Genomic DNA, 22,226 nt, shown 5'->3' with positions numbered 1-22,226 from the left:
AGACGATCCAACGGCTTAACATGCGGTTATGAGTGACAAGTTTTTCAAGGACACATACGGATCGAAATCTCCGCAGGACACCCAAGCGCATTACCAGAAATGGGCCGCAACCTATGAGGATTCTGTGGCGGAACAGGGATATGCCACCCCGGGTCGAGTTGCCAAAGCGCTGTGGTCCAAGAGGCCTGAGGCACAAACGCCCATTCTCGACTATGGCTGTGGAACGGGGTTGTCCGGTGTTGCGCTGCGCTCAGTCGGGTTTGAAGTGATCGACGGAATGGACCCCACGCCCAATATGCTTGAGGAGGCCAAAGCCAAAAACGTCTATCGATCGCTGATCGGCTTTGACATCTCTGATTCCGAACCCATTGAACACGGCGCTTACTCAACCATTTCAGCCATCGGAGTGATCGGTGCCGGAGCAGCACCACCTGAAACTCTGGACCTCCTCATGCATGCGCTGCCCAAGGGTGGTCTATTGGCATTCTCTTATAATGATCATGCACTTGCGGACTACTCTTACACCTCACGCCTGAACGACTGGCTGGACATGGGGGCCGCGCGCCTGTTGTTTAAGGAATACGGGCCTCATCTGCCCGGAATGAACATGAAATCTGACGTGTACGTACTCGAAAAGACGTGACTTTTACGACCCGCTTCGCGCCTTCTCCAACAGGCCCCTTGCATCTTGGTCACGCCTATTCGGCGATGCTGGCCAGTGACATGGCTGCCTCAGAAGGCGGCACATTCCTGCTGCGGATCGAGGATATCGACCAATCCCGCGCGCGTCCGCAGTGGGAAGATCAGATTTATGCAGATCTCGATTGGCTGGGCCTCCGCTGGCCGACTCCCGTCCTGAGGCAATCCGAGCGCATCCAAATCTATGAACAGGCCCTCGATACCCTGTGGTCGAAAGGTCTTTTGTACCCCTGCACCTGCAATCGCAAGGATATCGCCGCGGCGGCCAGCGCCCCTCAGGAAGGGGCACCTCTGCACGGGCCCGATGGGATCATCTACCCCGGTACCTGTCGGCACAAAGCCAGCCGAAACAGAAAAGAACGACCTAAAGACACACCGCTGAGACTTGATATGGCTATGGCGGCACAATCCGTTCTGTCACATCAGAGCAGTTTTCTCGAGCTAGGCACTGGACCAAATGGGGAAACCGGACGGATTTCCTTCGACAAGGCCGATTTGGAAACAACGATTGGTGACGTTGTCCTTTCCCGCCGAGGTATGGGCACCTCTTACCATCTGTCTGTCGTCCTCGACGATGCGGCGCAGGGGATCACCCACGTCATTCGCGGTCGGGACCTGTTTGAGGCAACGCGTATCCACATCCTCCTGCAGGCTCTGCTGGGCCTACCCACGCCCGAATACTTGCATCACCGCTTGATCCGCGACCCGAACGGCAAACGCCTCGCCAAACGAGACGACGCTCGCGCCATCGCAAAATACAGGGTCGAAGGCGCAACCCCTCAGGACATCCGCGCCATGGTCGGCCTTTGACCCCGCTTTGTCGTTTCAAAAATACTCAAACCGAAGGTAGCGACATCTGCGCCACTCACTCGATCGGTTTCATCAACTCGACTTCTTCACCGTCGCGCACGGACGTGTAGAAGCACGTCCGGCGGTTGGTGTGACACGCCGCGCCGGTCTGACGGATCACGACCAAGATGCAATCCCGGTCGCAATCAAAGCGGAAATCGACCAGTTCCTGAATATGCCCGGACGTCTCGCCCTTAATCCAGAACGCCTGGCGCGAGCGCGACCAGTAGGTTACGCGCCGCGTCTCCAACGTGCGCTCAACCGCTTGCTGGTTCATCCAGGCCATCATCAACACCTCACCCGAGGCGTGATCCTGCGCAATTGCGGGGATCAACCCGGCTTCGTTATATTTCAGATCAGATGGATCGAACGTGACTATGTCAGACATGACAAAAACCTTTTGCATCCCGAGGACTGACCACTATGTATGGGGAACACGGAACGAGGGAAAGCCATGAGCGGCGAGAACGACCTGATAAAGCTGTACTCCGGGCGCATTCTGGCGCTGGCGGCTGATATCCCGCATCTGGATCGGCTGGATCAACCCGATGCGACGGTCAAGAAACGCTCGCCCCTTTGCGGGTCGACCGTAACTGTCGACGTGACGATGAAAGATGGGCGCGTCAGCGATTTCGGACAAGACGTCAAAGCCTGCGCCCTCGGTCAAGCGGCCGCTTCGGTAGTTGGCGACGCGGTGGTTGGTGCCACGCGTGCGCAAGTTGAAACCGCCCGAGATCAGCTGAAGGCCATGCTGAAAAAGGACGGCCCTGCCCCGGATGCCCCGTTTGACGGGCTTGAGGTTCTGATACCCGCCCGTGAATATAAAAACCGCCATGCCTCGATCATGCTGGCGCTTGAGGCAACGGCCGAGGCAATGGAACAGGCCGAACAGTCGAACTGCGCCTAAGCTTGGTGTTTTGGCCTAAACCTGTTTAATTTCACCCAAACTTCGGTGGAGGAATGGGCTTGAACAACCTGCTCGAACACTTCGTGACGTTGTGGGTTGTCATTGACCCGATCGGCACAATTCCTGTTTTCATCGCGGTCACTGCAGGCCTCGAAGCCGCTGCACGGCGCAAAACGGCGATGCTCGCGTCGTTGATCAGTGCTGGCGTGCTGCTGTTCTTCCTCGTCTTTGGACAATTGCTGATCGAGGCGTTAGATATCGGGTTGAACTCGTTCCAAGTCGCCGGAGGGATCATCCTGTTCCTGTTCGCGCTGACAATGATCTTTGGCGAAAGCAAGCAGGAGATCGAACAACGCGCCGCCGAAGACGACAAGGAAGATAAGGTCCATAAGCACAACCCAGCGATCTTCCCTCTTGCTGTACCATCCCTGGCCTCACCCGGTGCGATGCTGGCGATCGTGATCCTGACCGACAACCACCGCTACAGCGCTGCCGACCAGGGGATTACTGCGCTGGTCATGTTGTCGGTCGTGCTTATCGCCTTTGTTCTAATGCTTTTGGCGGAGCCGATCATTCGCCTGATCGGCCATTCCGGCGCGGCAATCATCAGCCGTGTGATGGGGATGATCCTGGCCTCGGTCGCTGTGAACTCCGTTCTCTCGGCCATGTTGGAGATCATCAAAACCGGCCAGCTATAAAAAAAACCGCCGCTCCTTCCGGGCGGGAAGGGCGGCGGCAGGCAATGCGTTTCTCGCGTGGGGTCCGGGATACCGCGCGGGGCCGAGGCATGGCCCCTCAAGGGGTTTGGGACAGGCAGGTCACCCTTGAATTCACTGGGGATGACAAGCGCGGGCAATTCGGCACGAGATCGCAGGCAAAAAGGGTTAGAAACCAACCGGAAGGTGAAGAGCCACCATCAGCATAACGACCAGAGACGCAACACCCGCAGCATCCTGCAGGATGGTCGAGTGCGAGCGCGTGATTACGGTCTTGATCTGGGTCAGCATGGGTCACCTCCGAGTCAGGGATTTAATCCTTTGTTGACCTTTTGTTCTCATATTTCCCCGAGTCGGTAAAGAACTTTTTGAGAACATTTGCGAACTTTATGTATACTTCGTTACTAACCCACTGAAATCAAACGGATCGCTTGATCCTGTTTCATCAGCCAAAGCAGAACACGCGCAGCTTTGCCTCTATCTGTGGTCAATTTGGGATCGGTATTCAGCAAGGCTCGTGCATCAGTTTGGGCAACGGCCATCAATCCGGCCTGCCGTTCCAGATCCGCAATGCGAAACTTGGGCAGGCCCGACTGGGCCGTGCCAATCAGATCGCCCGCACCACGCATCTGTAGGTCAGTCTCAGAAATGCGAAAGCCGTCCTCGGTCTCACGCAGAACCTCCAACCGTTTGCGGCCACCCTCACTGAGAGGCGCCTGATACATCAGCAAACAGGTCGAATCCGCATCCCCTCGGCCAACGCGTCCGCGTAATTGGTGCAGTTGAGCCAGACCGAAAATCTCAGCCCGTTCGATCACCATGATCGAGGCATTGGGGACGTTCACGCCCACCTCGATCACGGTCGTCGCTACCAGAACCTTGGTTCCACCTGTCTGGAACGCGGTCATGGCGGCATCTTTTTCGGCAGGCGGCATTTGACCGTGGACCAGACCAACGGTGCCCTCTCCCAAGATAGCGCGCAGGCGCTTGAACCGCTCTTCCGCCGCCGTTAGGTCGGACACCTCGGACTCATCGACAAGCGGACAGACCCAGTAACACTGCCGCCCTTCCTCAATGGCGCGGCGCAGATGGGCGACGACTTCTTCCATCCGCCCTGTGCTGACAATCGCGGTCTTGATCGGTTTTCGCCCCGGCGGCTTTTCATCCAGAACCGAGACATCCATATCGCCATATTGCGCCAGGGCTAGACTGCGCGGGATCGGCGTGGCCGTCATGACCAAAACATCAGCACCCTGCCCTTTTTCCGACAGCTCCATCCGCTGGCGCACGCCAAAGCGATGCTGTTCGTCGACAATCGCCAGACGCAAGGCCTTGAACGCCACATCATTTTGGAACACCGCATGGGTGCCCACAAGTATCTGGATATCGCCAGCCTCCAAAGCGGCAAGCTTAGCCCGCCGCTCTGCCCCCTTGTCGCGTCCGGTCAGGATTTCCAACACAACGCCGGCCTCTTCCGCCAAGGGACGCAACCCCTCAAGATGCTGGCGTGCCAGAATCTCGGTCGGAGCCATCATGACCCCCTGCCCCCCGGCCTCCACCGCGACCAGCAGAGCCATGAACGCCACCAGCGTTTTGCCTGCGCCCACGTCACCCTGAAGCAACCGGTTCATGCGCGATTCCGAGGCCATATCGCCCACGATTTCATCTATCGCCCGTGTCTGCGCACCAGTTGGCCGATAAGGCAGGCTCGCCAGAACCTTCGATTGCAACTTGCCCGAGCCAACACTGACAATCCCGCGTGCTTTGCGTTCCCGTTGCCGCGCCAGAGCCAGCGTCAACTGATGCGCCAGCAGCTCATCATAGGCCAAACGCTCGCGCGCCGGGGCGAATGAAGCTACGTCATCCGCGCCTTGAGGGTTGTGTGCGGCCTGAATTGCCGCGTGCCATGAGGGCCAGTTTTGACTGCTGATCTGCGCCGGATCAGCCCATTCGGCCAAGACCGGTGCGCGCGTCAAAGCGCTGCGGACGGCCTTGAACATGGTCTTCTGCGTGATCCCCTGCGTCAGATGATAGACCGGCTCAAACTCCGGTATTTCCGAGGCTTGATCTACGGGCAGCATATGATCGGGATGCACCATCTGCGCCATGCCGTCGAACAGCTCCAACTTGCCCGAGATCACACGGCGCGATCCTTCCGGCAGGACTTTCTTCAGGTAGTCGCCACGCGCGTGAAAGAACACCAATTGGAAATCGGCCTGACTGTCCTCGACATGGACCCGATACGCACCGCCCTTGTTCCGAGATGGGCGATGCGGGCCGACCGTCACCTCAACCGTCAAAGTCGACGGCAGATCAACCCCTTGGATCGTGTCACGCCTGCGTCGATCAATCACGGCATAGGGCAAGCCAAATAGAACGTCTCGCGGGCTTTCCATCCCGGCCTGCGCCATCGCCTGAGCGGTCTTCGGGCCGACGCCCTCCAAGGTTTCGACCCCAGCAAACAGGGGAAACAAGGACTCTGGTCGTCCGCTCATGCGCCTTCAATCAGCTGCAACCAGCCATCCTCATCTAGGGTTTCGATCCCCAGCTCTGCCGCCTTTTTGGCCTTCGAACCAGCGCCCGGCCCCGCAACCAAAATATCGGTTTTCTTACTGACCGACCCAGAGACTTTGGCCCCCAACGCCTCGGCCCGAGCCTTGGCTTCGGCGCGTGTCATCTTTTCCAGCGTGCCGGTGAAAACCACGGTCTTGCCCGCCACAGGGCTTTCTGAGGCTGGCGCATCAGGTGGCACAACGGTCAAATGCGCCTTGAGCGCATCAAAGGCCTGTCGCTCCTCTACATTGGCGAAGGCGTCGGACAGAGCCAAACCAACCGTCGCGCCGATCCCGTCAACCGCAATCAGATCCGTCCACGCGGCCGAGGCCTCCTCGGGCACGGACAATTCCGCGATGGCGGCGGTGCGGCTTTCCTTGATCCGCGCCCGACGCCCGTCAGAGGCAGCGGCCAACCGTTCAGCCTCCTCCGCTTGATCCGCGGCGCGATACGCAAGCGCCGCCGGTCTCGCGGTATCGACCGCTTGGGACATTGCCTCCCAGTCGCGGTAGTGCAGCGCAAGATCTCGTGCGACGACCTCACCTACATGGCGGATGCCAAGGCCAAACAGCAAGCGAGCAAAGGGAATGGTCCGCTTCTCATCAATGGCCGCAAACAGATTGCTGGCCGAGGTGTCCCCCCATCCTTCGCGATTTTTCAAACGAGACAGAGCGCTTGAGTCCCGGTCTTGCAGATCGAAAATATCAGCAGGCGTTTTGATCGGCAGGACCGGGTCTTCATAGAACATCTCGATCTGTTTTGCGCCCAAGCCTTCGATATCGAATGCCTTGCGAGACACGAAATGTTTCAACTTCTCAACAGCTTGCGCAGGGCAGATCATACCGCCCGTACAGCGCCGCACCGCGTCACCTTCTTCGCGCACCGCCGCACTTCCACATTTCCCACACCTATGCGGGAATTCATAAGGAACCGCATCTTCGGGCCGTTTCGAAAGGTCGACATCCGCGATCTTGGGGATCACATCCCCGGCGCGGTAGACCTGTACCCAATCCCCCTCTCGGATGTCCTTGCCATCCCGGATGGTGCCACCCTTGGCGTCGCGCCCCGCAATGTAGTCTTCGTTGTGCAGCGTTGCATTCGACACGACAACTCCGCCAACCGTGACCGGATGCAAACGTGCAACAGGGCTGAGCGCGCCGGTGCGACCGACCTGAATGTCAATCGCTTCAAGCCGGGTCCAGGCCAGTTCGGCAGGGAATTTATGCGCGATGGCCCATCTGGGTGTCGTCGATCGAAACCCGAGACGGGCTTGCAGGCCGAGGTCATCCACTTTGTAGACCACTCCGTCGATATCATAACCCAGCGTCGCGCGCTGTTCTTCGATCGACCGGTAATGCGCCAACATCTCCTGAGTTGTCTGGCACAAACGCGTCAGCTGATTGGTCGAGAACCCATAGCTTTTCAGTCGCTCAATCGCCCCATCTTGCGTCTCCGCCAGAGGGGCCGACAGCTCTCCCCACGCGTAGGCAAAGAACTTCAGCGGTCGCGCGCGGGTGATTTCGGCATCCAGCTGTCGCAACGAACCGGCAGCAGCATTTCTGGGGTTGGCAAAGGGTTTGCCGCCAGCCTCAGCCTGACGTTCGTTGAGCGTTTCGAAATCTGCGTGAGACATGTAGACCTCACCGCGCACCTCCAGAATATCTGGGGCGCCTTCGATTGTATGTGGGATATCCGAGATCGTTCTGGCATTCGCCGTCACATTCTCTCCCACTTCTCCATCGCCCCGTGTGGCGGCTTGGACCAGTTTCCCCTGCTCATACCGCAGGGACAATGACAGCCCATCGATCTTGGGCTCAGCCGTATAGGTCAAAGGCGCATCTGCAGGCAGCCCGAGATACTTGCGAATCGAGCGGTCGAAATCCGCAACATCCTCATCATCAAACGCATTGCCCAATGACATCATGCGCTGTGCATGCGTGACCTTGGAGAACCCGTCCGCTGGCCGCGCGCCCACCTGATCACTTGGACTGTCAGAGCGTTTTAGATGCGGAAACTTCTCTTCTATTTCGACATTTCGCCGTTTTAGCGCATCGTATTCGGCATCCGAAATCTCGGGCGCGTCTTCCCCGTGATACAGCCTGTTGGCCCGCAACAGCAGGTCTGCAAGGTGCGCGAGTTCGGCGCGTGCCTCATCCTCTGTCAGGTCTGCTATCGAGATGGAATTGCTCATGGCCTCGCCCTGTCACTTTATTCTGGACCTCAGTGATAGGGCGAGGTCATGGCTAGGTCCAGACGTGCTGAGCCGTGAGTGGAAATGCCACCCTCTGGACCATGGGTGGCAAGTGTCTTCGGACGTCAGGCGTTGACTGCCATCCGCGTCTCATCAAGCGAGTTGCTTTGCGGGTCCCGCAACACGTAGCCGCGCCCCCATACGGTTTCGATGTAGTTGTCACCGCCCGTTGCGTTGCTGAGCTTCTTGCGCAGCTTGCAAATAAACACGTCGATGATCTTCAATTCAGGTTCGTCCATGCCGCCATAGAGGTGGTTGAGGAACATCTCTTTCGTAAGGGTTGTGCCCCTTCGCAGGCTCAACAGTTCGAGCATCTGGTATTCCTTGCCGGTCAGATGCACCGTCTGACCATCAACCTCGACGGTTTTCGCATCCAGATTGACCGCCACCCGACCGGTATGAATCACTGATTGCGAATGGCCTTTAGAGCGTCGAATGATGGCGTGGATACGGGCCACCAGTTCCTCGCGGTGGAACGGTTTGGTCAGATAATCGTCTGCCCCAAACCCGAAGCCCTTAATTTTGCTTTCGGTATCATCAGCGCCGGACAGGATCAAAATCGGCGTTTCCACCCGAGCGATACGCAGTTGGCGCAAAACCTCATGGCCGTTCATATCCGGCAGGTTCAGGTCCAAGAGAATGAGATCGTAATCATAGAGTTTCGCCAGGTCGATCCCTTCTTCCCCAAGGTCCGTCGCATACACATTCAGGTTGGCATGCGTCAGCATCAATTCAATGCTTTTGGACGTGGTCGGATCATCCTCGACAAGAAGTATTCTCATTTCACTGCTCCAATTCGGGTCAAAACTTCCAATTAAAAATAAACCTGAACAAGAATGGTTAATCTTGCGTTACCGTTGAATCACTTATTCACTTTCGCCTTTAGGTTGTCGATATTTTTTTAGTGCGGTAACTTTCAGTGCATCAACGCCATGCTCTGCCACGGCAGAGACCCAGATGTTGAATTCCTCATCGCTGATGCCGTAGCGTTTCTTGGCCTCGGACAAGGTGATCAGGCCATACAACACCCCGCGCACGACCAGGATCTTGCGCGACGCCACCCAACGCCGCGTGTCTGGCGGCGGCAGATCGGCCCGCGACAAAATCGTGCCATCCGGAAGGGTTACAGACCGCGGACCTTCAACTTTGTGCAAATACATCTCTCAACCCTTTTCTGCTGCGACAAAGTTGACACCAGCCTACTTAATGCTGCGTGAAACCGCCCCTTGAGAGTGTCTAGAATTTTCTTATATTCTGCCGGTCTTTCTTAACCCGGACTGGAATCGCCATGGCCCTCGCCGCCGAGACCCAACTCAATTCGCTTGGCTTTGCCAAACCGCCCTCGGAAACGCGGGTGGTGGTTGCTATGTCGGGCGGCGTCGACAGCTCGGTCGTGGCTGCGTATCTGGCGGATCAGGGCTATGACGTGGTGGGCGTGACGCTGCAACTGTACGACCACGGCGCGGCGCTGGCCAAGAAAGGCGCGTGCTGTGCCGGGATCGACATCCATGACGCACGGCGCGTGGCCGAAGAGCGTGGGTTTCCGCATTACGTTCTGGACTATGAGAACATCTTCAAGGACGCGGTGATTGAGGAATTCGCCGACAGCTATCTGGCGGGCGCGACCCCGGTGCCCTGTATTCGCTGTAATGAACGGGTGAAGTTCAAGGACCTGTTGGAAACCGCGAAAGACCTGGAAGCCGACTGCATGGCGACCGGCCACTATATTCAGCGCAAGATGGGACCGAACGGGCCCGAGCTGCACAGCGCCGAGGATGCGAACCGCGATCAGTCCTACTTCCTGTTCTCGACCACGCCCGAGCAACTGGATTTCCTGCGCTTCCCTCTGGGCCACCTGCCCTCGAAGGATGCGACCCGCGAAATGGCGGCGCAATACGGGCTGGCCGTTGCGGACAAGCCCGACAGTCAGGACATCTGTTTCGTGCCCAACGGCAACTATGCCAGCGTCATCGAAAAGCTGCGCCCCGGTGCTGCTGAACCCGGTGAGATCGTCCATGCCGATGGCCGTGTGCTGGCAAAGCATAACGGCGTGATCCACTACACGATCGGACAGCGCCGCGGGCTGGGTATCGGAGGCCTGAGCGAGCCGCTTTATGTGGTGAAACTCGATGTCGACAAGAAGCAGGTCGTCGTCGGCCCGAAAGAGATGCTGGCCACGCGAACTGTTCCCGTGCGCGAGATCAACTGGCTAGGCGATGAACCCTTCACGTCACGCGACGAATGGCATGTTTCGGTCAAAGTCCGCTCGACCCGCCCCCCGCGCGAGGCGATCATTCGATCATTGTCTGAAACTACAGCCGAAGTTGAATTGCTGACACCCGAGGAAGGCATTTCGCCCGGTCAGGCCTGCGTGTTCTACGACCCAAACAGCAGTCGCATTTTTGGCGGCGGCTGGATTTGGCGCGGCTACTAGGCCGAGACCGGCGTGACCTCGGGTTCGATCTGGATCTGAAGGGCGTCGTTGAACCGGTTGAACGCCCCGCAAAGGGCAATGCGCCATGTCAGTTCAACGATCTGCGCGTCAGTAAACCACTCTTTCAGGTCCGAGATCTCCGCGTCGCGCATCCTGCCTGATCGGGTGGTCACTGCTTCGGCATAGCGGACCACCGCCCTGTCACAAGCGTCCAGCTCGGGGTGATCCTCGACCTCCGGCAGCCGCGCCACGCCTTCTGCGCTGAGACCCGCAACGGTCAGCAAGGGCGTGTGATGCGACACGCAATAGTCACAGGCGTTCAGCTTGGATACCGTAACCATCGCCAGCTCCAACGCGCGGCGCGGAAGGGTCGCCTGTGCGCGCAGCGTGGTGAGCATCCCGCTGACATGTTCCAGAATCGGCGGGCAATGCGCCGCCACCCGCGCCCAATTTTCGAACGGCCCATATGCGCCCAATTCCGCATGCGCGGCTCGCGCGGCCGGTGTCATGTCATCGTCGGTCAAGGCGGGAATACGGGTCATCTAGGCTCTCCTTCTGCCGCAGGATATCGCAAGCTGCAGGTCCAACTGCAACGCTGCTTCATTCACAACAGCGACACAGATTAGAGTATATCGGTCGGCGAGTTCAGCAGAATGTAGAGACCGACGCAGACCATGATATAGGGCGCGATCTTCTCTAGCCGAGTGACGCGTGGACCCAGTTTCTGCGCATGAGGCGCACCCCAGGCAGCAACGGCTGCCAAACTTGCGGAGGCACAACCCGCGCCAATCAGAGCCGCCAGCCGGTATGAGGGACTAGAATCGGCCAGCAAGGGGGTCATCACGGCGAATGTATCGACCGACAGGCTGAGAAACAGTGTCACGACTGAGGTCACAGCGCCCTTTGGGGTGTCGTCTGTCTGCTCAACGCCTGAAATCTGGTGCCAGATACCGCGCAGACCAAGCGCTAGCGGAACGATCCCAAGATACCCGATCCACTCCGGCAGTCCGCTCTGGCTTAAACCTGTCGCGACGGCCAATGACAGGCACAGGACAAGCCCATGCGCAACGGCAAACCCCATAAGCGAGCGGCGGTGATCCATCACCAGCATCAGCCCCAACAACACGGCCAGATTGTCGAGATTGGTCGACACCATCACAACCCCAGCCGAGACCGAAAAGAGCAGATACTCAAGCATCAGCTTTGGTCATCCGGGCTAAAACGGCCTTCGCCGCGCGAAGCCCAGGCGCTTCGCCGCCGCGGCCCAGAAGATCCATCGTGAGCGCCATGGCCTCACGTTGCGCTTCCGGGTTCGCGGCGACCTTTGTCAGGGCTTCGGCGATCTGGTCGGGCTGGCAATCGTCCAGCAGACACTCTGGCACTGTCCGCGTGTCTGAGACCAGATTGACCAGAGTCACCGTGTCCAGATGCACCATCCGCTTGGCAATCAGAGTTGTCAGCCAGTTGAGGTTATATGCAATCACCATCGGCGTGGCCTGCGCCGCCAACTCCAGTGACACAGTCCCTGACGCGGCCAAGGCCAGATCCGCCGCCGCAAAAGCCGCCCGCTTTTGCTTCACCGCCTGATCCGAGGGCAGATCACGTGGGTCAACCACCACAGGTGATCCGGGCCAGCTGTGCAGATGATCCGTCACCGTGTCGACCATATGGGCCACCGCTGGCACAATAACCCGCGTTTCCGGGCGGGTTTTCAGGTAGAGCGAGAGTGTCTCGCCAAAGACAGGTGCAAGCCGGTCGACCTCGCCCCGGCGCGACCCCGGCAGGGCCAGTATTAGCGGGGCATCCCCCAGATCGTAGGCATCACGGAAGGCCTTGATATCCGCCTCCGTCGCCTGCGGTTCGCTTGCGACCGGGTGGCCGACAAAATCGCACTCCATCCCCGCGCGCTCCATGTAGGGCGGCTCGAAAGGAAGCAGCGCAAGAACGTGATCGATCACCTTCGCCATCTTGTCCGCTCGACCCGGGCGCCAGGCCCAGACGCTGGGGGCGACATAGTGAACAGTGCGAATTTCGCTGCTCGCCTTGACCAGTTTGGCCACACGCAACGAGAAATCCGGACTGTCGATGGTGATCAGAACATCTGGTTGGGTGTCCAACACAGCCTGCGCAGTCTCGGCAATCCGGCGTTTGAGGTGGAAGAACTTGGGCAGCACCTCAACCAGGCCCATGACGCTGAGTTCGGACATGGGAAAGCGGCTGTTCAGACCCTGCGCCTGCATCAACGGCCCGCCTACCCCGTCAAACGCGACGTCAGGGACCAGCGCCTTTAGACCCTCCATCAAAGCGCCGCCCAGCCGGTCGCCCGAAGGTTCTCCGGCGACCAGAAAAACGCGCATCAGACGGCCCGCTCGCGCACGTAGAGGAACAGGCCAAGGCGGTTGCACTCGGCGACCACGTGATCGCGTCGCAGTACCATGACGCCACCTTTTTCGATGACGATGCCCGTCAGACCGGCGGCCACCGCATCAGTGACGGTCTCCGGACCGATTGCAGGCAGATCAACACGGCGATCCTGATCGGGTTTTGGGCCTTTGAACAGAACCCCGCCGCCCGCATCAGGCCGCTGGGTCAACGATTGCAACATCCACGCAGTGCCAAAAATGCTCTCAACCGCCAGAGCCTGCCCTTTGGAGACGGCACAGGCCTGACCAATATCTGCGCTGCCCATTGCGCGCAGAATACCTGCGGCACGATCCGCATCTCCCAGATCGGCCTCGGACGGATGCGCCTCGGTCAGACATCCCAGCGGAGGCAGCAGGTCAGGTGCGATCTCATGCGCGGCTTTGACGGCCAGGCCCGCATCCTCAAAGATACCGATCACAGCGCGCAAAGCGCCATCATCACCCGACATCATCGCCTTTTGAATGATCGGCACCAAAGGCATCGTTGCGGCATCAATCCGCGTGGGATCGACCTTTGGCCGCTGCACCGCACCCGCCATGCAGATCTGCGTCACGCCGCGCACCTTGAGATCTGCGAGAAAGCTGCCGAGCTGCTCCAGACGGAAAACGACGTCTACAGTCAGGCTCTCAGGTTCGAACCCCTCCATCGCGCAGACCAACGGACGGTCTGGCAGAGCGTCCACAACAGCGTCCGGCAGAACACCCGTTCCTGCGATCAAAGCCAGCATTTGGTTATTTCCTCGGCGTCAGGAACGAGCGATCTGATTGACCGGTGACGAACTCGACAATGCGTTGAACATATTCGCTGTCGGTGTCCTTGCCTGCGCGATGGGCGCGTTCCTGAAAAGTCCCCTCGCCGCCGGACAGTTCCTTGAACGCAGCCCGCAGAGCCGAGATATCCTCACGCGATACACCGCGACGTTTCAGGCCAACAAGGTTCAGCCCGTCCAACTCGCCGCGTGGCGCTTGCACCAGACCGTAAGGGATGACGTCGTTGGGCACCATGGTCAGCGCGCCTATGATAGCGCCGCGACCGACGCGGACCCATTGGTGCAGGCCCGAGATTCCGCCAACGATTACGTCATCTTCGACGATACAATGCCCCGCCGCGCCCGCGTGGTTCACCATGATCACACGGTTGCCGATCTGAACGTCATGGGCCACGTGAACTCCGGCCATGAACAGGCAATCGTCGCCGATCCGGGTCACCCCGCCACCGCCTTCGGTGCCGGTGTTGATGGTCACATGCTCGCGGATGCGGTTGCGTTGGCCGATCTCAAGCCGCGTATTCTCGCCGCCGAATTTCAGATCCTGCGGAATCTCACCGATCACCGAGAAATTGAAGATCACAGTATCGTCGCCAACCGTAGTATCACCTGTGACGACCACATGCGTCTTCAGCTCGACCCGATCGCCCAGTTTGACCTGAGGACCCACGTAGCAGAACGGACCAATCACGCAGTCCTGACCGATCTGCGCACCGTCTTCGATGATTGCGCTTGGGTGAATGCCGCTCATGTTGTTTTTTCCATGTCCCAGTCGACATAGGCCGAGAATTCGGCTTCGGCTGCGACTTCACCATCAACGGTCGCGCGTCCATTGAATTTAAACAGCTTGCCGCCCTTCTTGCCGCGCAGGGTTTCGACATGCATCTCAAGCACGTCACCCGGCACCACCTTGCGGCGGAATTTGCATTTGTCGATGCTCATGAAATAGATCAGCAGCTCGGTATCAATGACATCCATGCCAACACCCAGCATCACGCCCGAGGTCTGCGCCATCGCCTCAACAATGGTCACGCCCGGCATTATCGGTGTTCCGGGGAAGTGGCCTTGGAAATGAGGCTCGTTCATGGTGACATTCTTGATGCCACGGGCCGATTGATAGCCGTCGATGTCGACCACCTTGTCGACCAGCAGAAACGGATAGCGATGCGGCAATATCCGCTGAATCAGCTGAATGTCGGCGCTTTTGGTTTCCGTCGTCATCGTTCACTCGTCCCGTTATTTGGATGTGTCAGTTTCCGCGTGGTTAGCAATACCCGCCCCTGAGGGCAAGCGAACCTATTCGCCTGTGCCGTCCTGCAGGCCGGTTCCATCGCCAATTGCGGCATTGATGCGGGCAATCGCATCATCCGTGATGTCGGAGGTGTCGGCGCTAAGGAATACATTTGCGCGTTCCAGCACCACAGCGGCCCCCGTCTCGCGCATAAGTTCGATCAGAACAGGCTGCGCCAAGGCATAAAACGTTTGGCGGCTTTCTTCGCTACGTCGGGCCAAAGCGTCCAGTTTGGCGCGCTGGCCTTCGCGATGCGATTGCACCTTGTCGTCGAAGGCCTGCGCAAGAGGGCGGAAATCCTCTGGGGCCAACTCGGCCCGTTTCTGCGTCAAGTCTTTCTCTTCGCTGCTGAGTTCCGCGACGATCCGCTCATTCTCTTCCGCAAGCTGCGCACCCTCGGATTCGATTTCGCGCAGCACGCGCTGGCCGAACGCCGAATCCGCAAACAACCGGTCGCTTGAGATGGTCAGGACCAGCGGATCTCGCACGCCCAATTGCTGCGCCGCTGTTTGGGACGCAAGCACAAGGCCCAGCAAAAGGCAAAGGGCCCGAACCGGGCCCCATGCGCGTCTAGATATTCGCAACCGCATGCCGGATCAGAACCGAGCCTGAACGGTCAGGTCGAAATTCTGTTCCTTGTCGAAGTCTTCTTTCTTCAACGCTTTCGAGAAGTTGAAGCGCAGCGGGCCGAACGGAGTTTCCCACAGAACCGACACACCGATGACGTGACGAATGGAGCCATCCGCACCCACAATATTTGCACCTGCGGTGTTTACGTCATTGATGTTGTAAAGGTTGCCAACGTCGTAGAATAAACCGCCCCGCAGACCCAGTTCTTCCGGCAGTCCCAATGGGAAGTCGCTTTCGAACCGCGCCACCCAGTAGTAGTTGCCACCGATGGCGTCGTCCTGCCCGTTGGATAGATCACGCGGGCCAAGACCGGCAGGCTCAAACCCACGGAAGGTGTTTGGACCCAGAACGAAACGGTCGATGGTACGGCTGAAGTCATTCCCCGACCAGTGAAGCGCACCGGCCTCAAGTGTCGCGCGCAGAACGACCTCTTCGTTCCATACACGGGTTTGCGCGATCGTGCGCGCCGTGGTCTTGAAGTACTTGTTATCGCCACCCAGACCGGCTGCATCGAAGCCAAGTTCGAACAGCACACCCGCATTCGGGTTCAGGCCGCCGATACGGCTGTCATAGACATAGGTCAGGCCAAAGCTGCTGTTGACCCGCTCACCCTGTGCGATCTCCGACGTGATGACCGCACCGTTCGTCTCGTTGTCCTGCTGGGTCATTTCCGAGCGTTCCCAGCCATAGCGCACACGCAGGGCCGACAGTTCGCCGATCGCATAGGTCAGCTGTGGGTTAAAGAACAACCGATCCGTATCATAGCTGGCAAAGCTAGAGTTTGTCGTCGCGACACCAAGACCCAGGTCAAAACGCAGTTTGCGGCCCAAAAGGTACGGCTCAGTAAAGCTCAGCGAGTATTGCTCTGAGTCTTGAGCTGTCGAGATCGTCAGACCCAGGTTCTGGCCCCGGCCCAGAAAGTTCGATTCATTCAGGCCGATGGCGACACCGAAACCATCCGAGACCGAGTAGCTACCACCAAGGCTCAGCGAGCCAGTAGGCTGTTCCTCGACATCCACATCCAGGATCACCTGGCTGGGCGATGATCCTTCGCGCGGCTCGACCTCGGCGTTGGCAAAGAAGCCTAGTGCGTTGATCCGCTCAGCCGCCTGACGGATTTCACGTGGGTTGAACGGATCGCCTTCCACCGTGTCGAACTGACGACGGATCACCCGGTCCAGCGTTGTTGTGTTGCCCTCGATATCAATGCGTTCCACGAAAATCCGTGGCCCACGGCTGAGGACGAATTCCACATCCAGCGTCAGATCACGCGGGTTGCGTGTGACGCGCGGTTCGACCCGCAGGAAATCCACACCCTGCTTCACACCCAGCCGTTCCTGACGCGCAATCGAGTTCTCGATCAGGGTCGGCGAATAGGTCACGCCCGGCTTGATCTTCAGAGCATCCTGATAGATCGACGGATCCACACCCGGGATCTCGCTTACGGTCGTGATTTTGCCGAACGAGAACTTCTGCCCTTCAGTGATGTTCATGACCAGGAAAAAAGCATCCCGCTCGCGGGTGAATTCAACATTGGCACTGTTCACACGGAAATCGACATAACCACGTGACAGGTAGAAATCCCGAATGACCTGTTTGTCGAATTCGATCCTGTCCCCGATGAACGTATCGTTGCGGAAGAACGTCCGCAGGAAGGTCGCCTGTTTGGTCTCAAGCACGCGACGCAAACGGCGGTCCGAGAAGGCACGGTTGCCGACGAAGCTGACGCGTTCAACCTCAATCGTGGTGCCTTCTGCAACTTCAAACACCAGATCGACGCGGTTGTCGTTTCGGCGGATGACGCGCGGGATCACAGTTGCCGATACCCGGCCTTGGGCGGAATAGACTTCGGCAATCAGATCGGCGTCCGCCTCGGCTGCCTGCGGAGTGAAAACACGGCGCGGCTCGGACGAGATCACATCAAGTAGAAGGTCATCTTTGACGCGGCGATTCCCTTCGATGCTGATCTGGTTGATCGTCGGGTATTCCTGCACCTCGATCACCAGAGTCGTGCCACGAGGTGTCAATTCGACTGTTTCAAAAACACCACTGTCAAGCACACGCTGATACGCATCATTCAACTGACCGGCCGAAACCGTCTGCCCGGGTTCGATTCCCGTCCGTTGGATGATTGTGCCGGTCTCGATGCGCCGGTTCCCCTCAACCTCGAAGGAGTTGATGGTAAAGTTTTGCGCCTGTGCTGCATGCGGCAAAGCCAGTAAACCCACTGCCGCAGTAAGAAAAAGAAATGATCGTGTGCGCCACAAAATCTTGTTTGTTGTCATCTGCCCTCCGCAGGATATACCCGCGCCTCGCCCGTCAGCCATTTTTTCTCTACCCAAAAATTTAGGACTTAATGCTGAGTAACGAGATTGAATGCGCTTGTCAAAACTCCAAAACCATCGGGGCGACGATAGGTCACCTGACACGCATTCTTATAGGGTTTTGGGGAATCAGAGACCGGCGAGATACGCGCCGCCAGCAAGCGCCAGCGCCGTCAGACCAAAGCATAAAAGCACATCCCAGTTCAGAACAAACAGGACGCTGACACTCTGATAGGATTTTTGAATAGCTTTGGTCATGGCCGCCTCATTTTCAGCGGCTATTTTTTACCTCCGAAATGAGGCATCAATGCGGCGCGATTGCGCCGCTTGCGCCACAATCAGCAGAACAGATCGTTACTGACTGAGAAAACCATGAGGCTGAGAACGACCGCAATCCCGAGGGTCATCAAAATCCGAAGGGCTTTGTCGCTGGGCGGTTTTCCCGAGACCGCCTCATAGGCGTAGAACACGAGGTGCCCTCCGTCCAAGGCCGGGATCGGGAACAGGTTAAGCAGACCCACAGCCGTTGACAGCACCGCGATGAAGAAGATGAAGTTCTGCGCGCCCTGGCTGGCCATGGCGCCGGAGGTCTCGGCGATTCCGATCGGACCCGAGATGTTACAGGTGCTGATCGCGCCGGTAATCATGTGCCACATGCCGGACAGAGAACCTTCGATGATGCGCCCGGTCTGACCCACGCCGCCAACCAGCGAATCCCAAAGCCCCGCAGGCTCGGTCGCGGGTTGCAGCATCATGCCGCCGACGATCCCGATCCGCCAATGGGTGACAAAACCGCCATCTGGCTTCGGTTCATCAGTCCGACGCGGAGCAAGCGCGAATTCAAGCTCGGCCCCGTCACGCCAGACGTTCAGCAACAACACCCGACCGTCCGAGCCTTCGACATGTTCTTTCAGCTGCTCGAAGGCAAAGATCGGATCTCCATCGACCGAAGTAATGACGTCGCCCCCTTCCAGCTGGATATCAAACGCCGCACTGCGCGGTGTGACCTGCTGAATCAGCGGCGGAAACAGCCAAGGGGCTGAGACATCCAACGTTTCGCCATCGCGCAGAACCGTATAGTCCAGCACCGGCTCGACCGGCAGCGCGTCGGTGAAGTCGCTCCACGCGCCTTCTTCATCGAAATCAGGGACTTCAATCCCAGCAATGGCCAGAATCTCATCGCCCTCCTGCAGCCCCTGCTCTGTTCCCGGCAGCGGCTTCAGTTCTCCAACCGTCAGCGGCTCACGCGTGACACCCTGAGACCAGAAGATCAGGCCAAAGACCAGAATGGACATGACGAAGTTGAACACCGGCCCCGCCGCAACAGTGGCGGTTCGCGCCCACAGGGGTGCGCCGTGCATAGTATGGCGCAGATATTCCGGCTGCTGCTGCGCGATGTCATCCATCGCCTCTTCATCTTTACCCGAGGCCGCATTGGCATCCCCAAGGAACTTCACATAGCCGCCGAAAGGCAACAGCGCGATCTGCCACCGCGTGCCGCGTTTATCCACGCGGCTCCACAGAACTGGGCCGAACCCAATCGAGAACACCTCGGCATGAATGCCGGACCAGCGGCCAACGATGTAGTGCCCGTATTCGTGAACCGCGACGATCGCGGACAGGGCAATCACAAAGGCCACAATCGTCCAGAGCAAATTTCCGAACTGAGGGATCAGCGAAAGTACGTCCAAAACTCTATCCTGCTCGTCTAATCACGGCTTCATCCGCCCACTTCCGTGCGAGATGGTCCGTTTGCTGTACGTTATCAAGGGTCAAAGGGGCGTTAATAAGGCCATCCTCGGCATCAAAACGGTCGAGAACGCGTGAGACGACCTCCGCCATGGTCGTGAAACCGATCCGACCTTCGATGAAGTGATCCAGCGCACGCTCTTTCGCGGCGTTGAAAACCGCCCCCGAAAGGCCGCCTTGCGCCATCACGTCTCGGGCCAGTTTCAAAGCGGGATAGCGGTTCTGGTCGGGATGGGAAAAGCGTAACTGGCTGAGCTGCGCCAGATCCAGCCGCTCAACCGGCAAATTGCGGCGTTCGGGCCAGTGCAGAGCATAACCAATTGCATGCCGCATATCAGGCGGGCCCAGATGTGCCATCAGCGCCCCGTCCCGAAACCCGACCATCGCATGAACAATGGATTCTGGATGAACCAATACCTCGATCTGGTCCGGATCGACGCCAAAGAACTCTCGGGTTTCAATGACTTCAAGCGCTTTATTGAACATGGATGCGCTATCAATCGTGATCCGCTGCCCCATGTCCCAGTTCGGATGGCTTGAGGCCTGCGTAACGGTCGCGGACGCCAAATCCTCGAGCGGCCAATCCCGGAACGCTCCGCCGCTTGCGGTGATAATAACGCGCTCGACCGCGTCCATATCCTCACCGACCAATGCCTGAAACACCGCTGAATGCTCACTGTCGACAGGCAGCACACGCGCATCGTTCTCGCGGGCCGTATGCAGAACAAGGGCGCCCGCACAAACCAGAGTTTCTTTATTGGCAAGCGCCAGCGTTGCGCCTTGCTTCAACGCCTCAATACCGGGAGCCAGACCCGCAGCGCCGACGATCGCGGAAAGCACCCAGTCCGCGGGGCGCGCGGCGGCTTCAACGATCGCGCTCTGACCCGCCGCCACCTCGATCCCGCTGCCCTGCAACGCATCGCGAAGGTCCTGCAATCGGTCCTCAAACGCGGTGACAGCGAGTTGCGCGCCAAGCCGCCGGGTATCCTCGGCCAGTTGTCGGATATTCGCGCCACCTGTCAGGGCGACCACATCATAGGCTTCGATATCGCGCGCAATAAGGTCAATCGCATTCTGACCAACTGATCCGGTCGCCCCAAGGATCGAGACTTTGCGCATCACATCGCTCCGGGTGCGTAAACCAACCCTGCGATCAGCACAAACAACGCCGCACCCATCATGCCGTCAAACCGGTCGAGAAAGCCGCCATGCCCAGGTATGAGGTTCGAACTGTCCTTGACGCCGAATTTCCGTTTGACCGCGCTTTCAACGATATCGCCCGCCTGGCTGGCCATGGACGTCAGAACCGAGACCAGAACGAAGGGCACCCCGAACCCGCCATGCAGTGCGAAGCCCGCGCCAACAAGGCCCGCCGCGACCCAGCCACCTGCCGTGCCCGACCATGTCTTCTTGGGGCTAACCTTGGGCCAGAATTTCGGGCCACCAATGGCCTTGCCCACGAAATACCCGGCAACATCCGTGGCCACGACGACCGCGATCAGCCAGACCATCCAGCCGAAGCCCATGTTTTCACGAATTGAAATGAAGCCCAGACCAGCGCCTGCAATCCACAAGGCGAACAGAAAGTACAAGCCGCGCGAACGGGTGACCTGCCCTGCCCCAACCAGCGCCGGAGCAACCAGAAACGGTAGCTTGTAGAGCGGCGGCACGTGATAGCTGATGATCACCGCAACCCCGGTTAGGATACCGAGTTGCACGGCCATGCCGTCGCGCTTCGGTTCGATCATCCGTACCAGTTCCCAGGTCATCAAACCGCAGGCAACCGCGATGAAGCTTTCAAACCACAACCCGCCCAGCCAGACCTCAACCGCGCCGATTGCGACCAAAACGACTGCGGACAGAATCCGTGCGGTCAGATCAGACCATCGGCCTTCGCTCATGCCAGAACCGCTCCGAAACGCCGCTCGCGCGAGCCGTAGTTGCGGCACAGACGCTCCAATTCGGCCGCAGTGAAATCCGGCCAGAGGGTGTCGATGAACTCGTATTCGGAATAGGCGGACTGCCAGAGAAGAAAGTTCGAAATTCGCGCCTCTCCGCTGGTGCGAATGACCAGATCGGGATCGGGAAGAACGCGTGTATCCAGATACTTGGGCAGAGTTTCTTCATCCACATCCTCGGGCTTCAGCCGCCCTTCGGCCACATCCCGTGCAAGACGTTTTGTGGCCCGCGCCACCTCATCCCGGCCGCCATAGTTCAACGCGACGGTCAAATGGACCAAATCGTTGTCCTTCGTTGCCTCTTCCAGCGAATCCATCAGGTCGATCAGCTTGGCATCCAAGCGGACCCGATCACCGATAAAGCGCACGCGAATGCCGTTCTCGGCCAGAGTGCGGGTTTCCTTGATGATGTAGCGCCGAAACAGGCTCATGAGGCCAGCGACTTCGACCTGAGTCCGCTTCCAGTTTTCCGTCGAAAACGCAAAAACGGTCAAGTATTTGATGCCCAACCCCGGACAGGCCTCGACCACCTCACGTACGCGCCGCGCACCTGCGTGGTGACCAAAAAGCCGAGGCCGGCCACGCGCCTGCGCCCACCGACCATTGCCATCCATGATAATTGCGACATGCTTTGGGCCAGCCTGCACGTCCGTATGGGGATCCTTGGGCATCAGT

Annotated in this window: 24 protein-coding genes; 5 read left to right on the top strand and 19 right to left on the bottom strand. The window is 58.6% G+C overall.

Annotation, left to right across the window (positions count from 1 at the left end):
- The first annotated feature begins 28 nt into the window (after window positions 1-28).
- Window positions 29-643 carry a class I SAM-dependent DNA methyltransferase gene (locus ACR0C3_RS01190; RefSeq protein ID WP_480756753.1) on the top strand — a complete coding sequence of 205 codons (615 nt, stop codon included), beginning with the start codon at window positions 29-31 and terminating at the stop codon, window positions 641-643.
- The gene (gluQRS, locus tag ACR0C3_RS01185; protein WP_480756751.1) at window positions 640-1,509 is read left to right on the top strand and encodes a tRNA glutamyl-Q(34) synthetase GluQRS; all 870 of its coding nucleotides are present in this window, start codon (window positions 640-642) and stop codon (window positions 1,507-1,509) included. The genes ACR0C3_RS01190 and gluQRS overlap by 4 nt, the downstream gene beginning before the upstream one ends.
- 55 nt (window positions 1,510-1,564) lie before the next feature.
- On the opposite strand, the gene hisI is transcribed toward gluQRS, so the two are convergent.
- Window positions 1,565-1,954, bottom strand: coding sequence for a phosphoribosyl-AMP cyclohydrolase (gene hisI, locus ACR0C3_RS01180; RefSeq protein WP_480756749.1), 390 nt, complete (start codon window positions 1,952-1,954; stop codon window positions 1,565-1,567).
- 48 nt (window positions 1,955-2,002) lie between these two features.
- Here hisI and ACR0C3_RS01175 point away from each other — a divergent pair, with 48 nt between their 5' ends.
- On the top strand, window positions 2,003-2,455 hold the full coding sequence (locus tag ACR0C3_RS01175) for an iron-sulfur cluster assembly scaffold protein (RefSeq protein ID WP_170641649.1): 453 nt from the start codon (window positions 2,003-2,005) through the stop codon (window positions 2,453-2,455).
- Between the two features lie 59 nt (window positions 2,456-2,514).
- On the top strand, window positions 2,515-3,153 hold the full coding sequence (locus ACR0C3_RS01170) for a MarC family protein (protein WP_170458257.1): 639 nt from the start codon (window positions 2,515-2,517) through the stop codon (window positions 3,151-3,153).
- 186 nt (window positions 3,154-3,339) lie between these two features.
- Here ACR0C3_RS01170 and ACR0C3_RS01165 read toward each other — a convergent pair whose 3' ends face one another.
- The 5 genes from ACR0C3_RS01165 to sciP all read right to left on the bottom strand — a co-directional run bounded on the left by ACR0C3_RS01165 (window position 3,340) and on the right by sciP (window position 9,135).
- On the bottom strand, window positions 3,340-3,462 hold the full coding sequence (locus ACR0C3_RS01165; RefSeq protein ID WP_256439826.1) for a hypothetical protein: 123 nt from the start codon (window positions 3,460-3,462) through the stop codon (window positions 3,340-3,342).
- Between the two features lie 113 nt (window positions 3,463-3,575).
- A complete protein-coding gene (recG, locus tag ACR0C3_RS01160) occupies window positions 3,576-5,666 on the bottom strand; it encodes an ATP-dependent DNA helicase RecG (RefSeq protein ID WP_480756747.1) in 2,091 nt (696 codons plus the stop codon).
- Window positions 5,663-7,915: an NAD-dependent DNA ligase LigA gene (ligA, locus tag ACR0C3_RS01155; RefSeq protein ID WP_480756745.1), complete on the bottom strand. Its 2,253-nt coding sequence runs from the start codon at window positions 7,913-7,915 to the stop codon at window positions 5,663-5,665. Before ligA ends, recG begins: the two co-directional genes overlap by 4 nt.
- Before the next feature lie 125 nt (window positions 7,916-8,040).
- Complete coding sequence (gene ctrA / locus ACR0C3_RS01150; protein ID WP_480756743.1) at window positions 8,041-8,757, bottom strand: response regulator transcription factor CtrA; 717 nt, start codon at window positions 8,755-8,757, stop codon at window positions 8,041-8,043.
- Window positions 8,758-8,841: 84 nt separating this feature from the next.
- Window positions 8,842-9,135 carry a CtrA inhibitor SciP gene (gene sciP, locus ACR0C3_RS01145; RefSeq protein ID WP_480756741.1) on the bottom strand — a complete coding sequence of 98 codons (294 nt, stop codon included), beginning with the start codon at window positions 9,133-9,135 and terminating at the stop codon, window positions 8,842-8,844.
- Window positions 9,136-9,263: 128 nt separating this feature from the next.
- On the opposite strand from sciP, the gene mnmA reads away from it, so the two are divergent.
- The gene (mnmA, locus tag ACR0C3_RS01140) at window positions 9,264-10,409 is read left to right on the top strand and encodes a tRNA 2-thiouridine(34) synthase MnmA (RefSeq protein WP_480756739.1); all 1,146 of its coding nucleotides are present in this window, start codon (window positions 9,264-9,266) and stop codon (window positions 10,407-10,409) included.
- Here the strand turns inward: mnmA and ACR0C3_RS01135 are convergent.
- The 13 genes from ACR0C3_RS01135 to ACR0C3_RS01075 form a co-directional block, all read right to left on the bottom strand.
- Complete coding sequence (locus ACR0C3_RS01135) at window positions 10,406-10,951, bottom strand: carboxymuconolactone decarboxylase family protein (RefSeq protein WP_480756737.1); 546 nt, start codon at window positions 10,949-10,951, stop codon at window positions 10,406-10,408. The two genes, mnmA and ACR0C3_RS01135, sit on opposite strands and share 4 nt — an antisense overlap.
- 80 nt (window positions 10,952-11,031) lie before the next feature.
- Window positions 11,032-11,607, bottom strand: coding sequence for a hypothetical protein (locus ACR0C3_RS01130; RefSeq protein ID WP_480756735.1), 576 nt, complete (start codon window positions 11,605-11,607; stop codon window positions 11,032-11,034).
- Window positions 11,600-12,766, bottom strand: coding sequence for a lipid-A-disaccharide synthase (gene lpxB / locus ACR0C3_RS01125; RefSeq protein WP_480756733.1), 1,167 nt, complete (start codon window positions 12,764-12,766; stop codon window positions 11,600-11,602). The genes ACR0C3_RS01130 and lpxB overlap by 8 nt, the downstream gene beginning before the upstream one ends.
- On the bottom strand, window positions 12,766-13,560 hold the full coding sequence (locus ACR0C3_RS01120; RefSeq protein WP_480756731.1) for an LpxI family protein: 795 nt from the start codon (window positions 13,558-13,560) through the stop codon (window positions 12,766-12,768). Before ACR0C3_RS01120 ends, lpxB begins: the two co-directional genes overlap by 1 nt.
- A 4-nt stretch (window positions 13,561-13,564) precedes the next feature.
- Complete coding sequence (gene lpxA, locus ACR0C3_RS01115) at window positions 13,565-14,350, bottom strand: acyl-ACP--UDP-N-acetylglucosamine O-acyltransferase (protein WP_170373766.1); 786 nt, start codon at window positions 14,348-14,350, stop codon at window positions 13,565-13,567.
- Window positions 14,347-14,820, bottom strand: coding sequence for a 3-hydroxyacyl-ACP dehydratase FabZ (fabZ, locus tag ACR0C3_RS01110; RefSeq protein ID WP_170373767.1), 474 nt, complete (start codon window positions 14,818-14,820; stop codon window positions 14,347-14,349). The genes lpxA and fabZ overlap by 4 nt, the downstream gene beginning before the upstream one ends.
- A gap of 75 nt (window positions 14,821-14,895) precedes the next feature.
- Window positions 14,896-15,414 carry an OmpH/Skp family outer membrane protein gene (locus ACR0C3_RS01105; RefSeq protein ID WP_480756729.1) on the bottom strand — a complete coding sequence of 173 codons (519 nt, stop codon included), beginning with the start codon at window positions 15,412-15,414 and terminating at the stop codon, window positions 14,896-14,898.
- 72 nt (window positions 15,415-15,486) lie between these two features.
- Window positions 15,487-17,805, bottom strand: a complete 2,319-nt coding sequence (bamA, locus tag ACR0C3_RS01100) for an outer membrane protein assembly factor BamA (RefSeq protein WP_480756727.1) — start codon at window positions 17,803-17,805, stop codon at window positions 15,487-15,489.
- A gap of 168 nt (window positions 17,806-17,973) precedes the next feature.
- On the bottom strand, window positions 17,974-18,102 hold the full coding sequence (locus tag ACR0C3_RS01095) for a hypothetical protein (protein ID WP_419737989.1): 129 nt from the start codon (window positions 18,100-18,102) through the stop codon (window positions 17,974-17,976).
- 80 nt (window positions 18,103-18,182) lie between these two features.
- Window positions 18,183-19,535, bottom strand: coding sequence for an RIP metalloprotease RseP (gene rseP, locus ACR0C3_RS01090; protein WP_170548594.1), 1,353 nt, complete (start codon window positions 19,533-19,535; stop codon window positions 18,183-18,185).
- Window positions 19,536-19,539: 4 nt separating this feature from the next.
- The gene (dxr, locus tag ACR0C3_RS01085) at window positions 19,540-20,712 is read right to left on the bottom strand and encodes a 1-deoxy-D-xylulose-5-phosphate reductoisomerase (RefSeq protein WP_480756725.1); all 1,173 of its coding nucleotides are present in this window, start codon (window positions 20,710-20,712) and stop codon (window positions 19,540-19,542) included.
- Window positions 20,712-21,494 carry a phosphatidate cytidylyltransferase gene (locus ACR0C3_RS01080; protein WP_480756723.1) on the bottom strand — a complete coding sequence of 261 codons (783 nt, stop codon included), beginning with the start codon at window positions 21,492-21,494 and terminating at the stop codon, window positions 20,712-20,714. Before ACR0C3_RS01080 ends, dxr begins: the two co-directional genes overlap by 1 nt.
- Window positions 21,491-22,222: an isoprenyl transferase gene (locus ACR0C3_RS01075; RefSeq protein WP_170458293.1), complete on the bottom strand. Its 732-nt coding sequence runs from the start codon at window positions 22,220-22,222 to the stop codon at window positions 21,491-21,493. The genes ACR0C3_RS01080 and ACR0C3_RS01075 overlap by 4 nt, the downstream gene beginning before the upstream one ends.
- Between the last annotated feature and the right edge of the window lie 4 nt (window positions 22,223-22,226).

The organism is Ruegeria sp. CK3 (genome assembly GCF_056536565.1).
Note: the sequence above shows the minus strand (reverse complement) of the source record. Positions and strands in the feature narration are given on the sequence as shown.

Excerpts from the sequence above, each read along its gene's own strand:
- ACR0C3_RS01190 (WP_480756753.1), top strand. The coding sequence starts at position 29 with ATGAGTGACAAGTTTTTCAAGGACACATACGGATCGAAATCTCCGCAG.
- hisI (WP_480756749.1), bottom strand. The coding sequence starts at position 1,954 with ATGCAAAAGGTTTTTGTCATGTCTGACATAGTCACGTTCGATCCATCT.
- ACR0C3_RS01175 (WP_170641649.1), top strand. The coding sequence starts at position 2,003 with ATGAGCGGCGAGAACGACCTGATAAAGCTGTACTCCGGGCGCATTCTG.
- ACR0C3_RS01165 (WP_256439826.1), bottom strand. The coding sequence starts at position 3,462 with ATGCTGACCCAGATCAAGACCGTAATCACGCGCTCGCACTCGACCATC.
- recG (WP_480756747.1), bottom strand. The coding sequence starts at position 5,666 with ATGAGCGGACGACCAGAGTCCTTGTTTCCCCTGTTTGCTGGGGTCGAA.
- ligA (WP_480756745.1), bottom strand. The coding sequence starts at position 7,915 with ATGAGCAATTCCATCTCGATAGCAGACCTGACAGAGGATGAGGCACGC.
- ctrA (WP_480756743.1), bottom strand. The coding sequence starts at position 8,757 with ATGAGAATACTTCTTGTCGAGGATGATCCGACCACGTCCAAAAGCATT.
- sciP (WP_480756741.1), bottom strand. The coding sequence starts at position 9,135 with ATGTATTTGCACAAAGTTGAAGGTCCGCGGTCTGTAACCCTTCCGGAT.
- mnmA (WP_480756739.1), top strand. The coding sequence starts at position 9,264 with ATGGCCCTCGCCGCCGAGACCCAACTCAATTCGCTTGGCTTTGCCAAA.
- ACR0C3_RS01135 (WP_480756737.1), bottom strand. The coding sequence starts at position 10,951 with ATGACCCGTATTCCCGCCTTGACCGACGATGACATGACACCGGCCGCG.
- ACR0C3_RS01130 (WP_480756735.1), bottom strand. The coding sequence starts at position 11,607 with ATGCTTGAGTATCTGCTCTTTTCGGTCTCGGCTGGGGTTGTGATGGTG.
- lpxB (WP_480756733.1), bottom strand. The coding sequence starts at position 12,766 with ATGCGCGTTTTTCTGGTCGCCGGAGAACCTTCGGGCGACCGGCTGGGC.
- ACR0C3_RS01120 (WP_480756731.1), bottom strand. The coding sequence starts at position 13,560 with ATGCTGGCTTTGATCGCAGGAACGGGTGTTCTGCCGGACGCTGTTGTG.
- lpxA (WP_170373766.1), bottom strand. The coding sequence starts at position 14,350 with ATGAGCGGCATTCACCCAAGCGCAATCATCGAAGACGGTGCGCAGATC.
- fabZ (WP_170373767.1), bottom strand. The coding sequence starts at position 14,820 with ATGACGACGGAAACCAAAAGCGCCGACATTCAGCTGATTCAGCGGATA.
- bamA (WP_480756727.1), bottom strand. The coding sequence starts at position 17,805 with ATGACAACAAACAAGATTTTGTGGCGCACACGATCATTTCTTTTTCTT.
- ACR0C3_RS01095 (WP_419737989.1), bottom strand. The coding sequence starts at position 18,102 with ATGACCAAAGCTATTCAAAAATCCTATCAGAGTGTCAGCGTCCTGTTT.
- dxr (WP_480756725.1), bottom strand. The coding sequence starts at position 20,712 with ATGCGCAAAGTCTCGATCCTTGGGGCGACCGGATCAGTTGGTCAGAAT.
- ACR0C3_RS01080 (WP_480756723.1), bottom strand. The coding sequence starts at position 21,494 with ATGAGCGAAGGCCGATGGTCTGATCTGACCGCACGGATTCTGTCCGCA.
- ACR0C3_RS01075 (WP_170458293.1), bottom strand. The coding sequence starts at position 22,222 with ATGCCCAAGGATCCCCATACGGACGTGCAGGCTGGCCCAAAGCATGTC.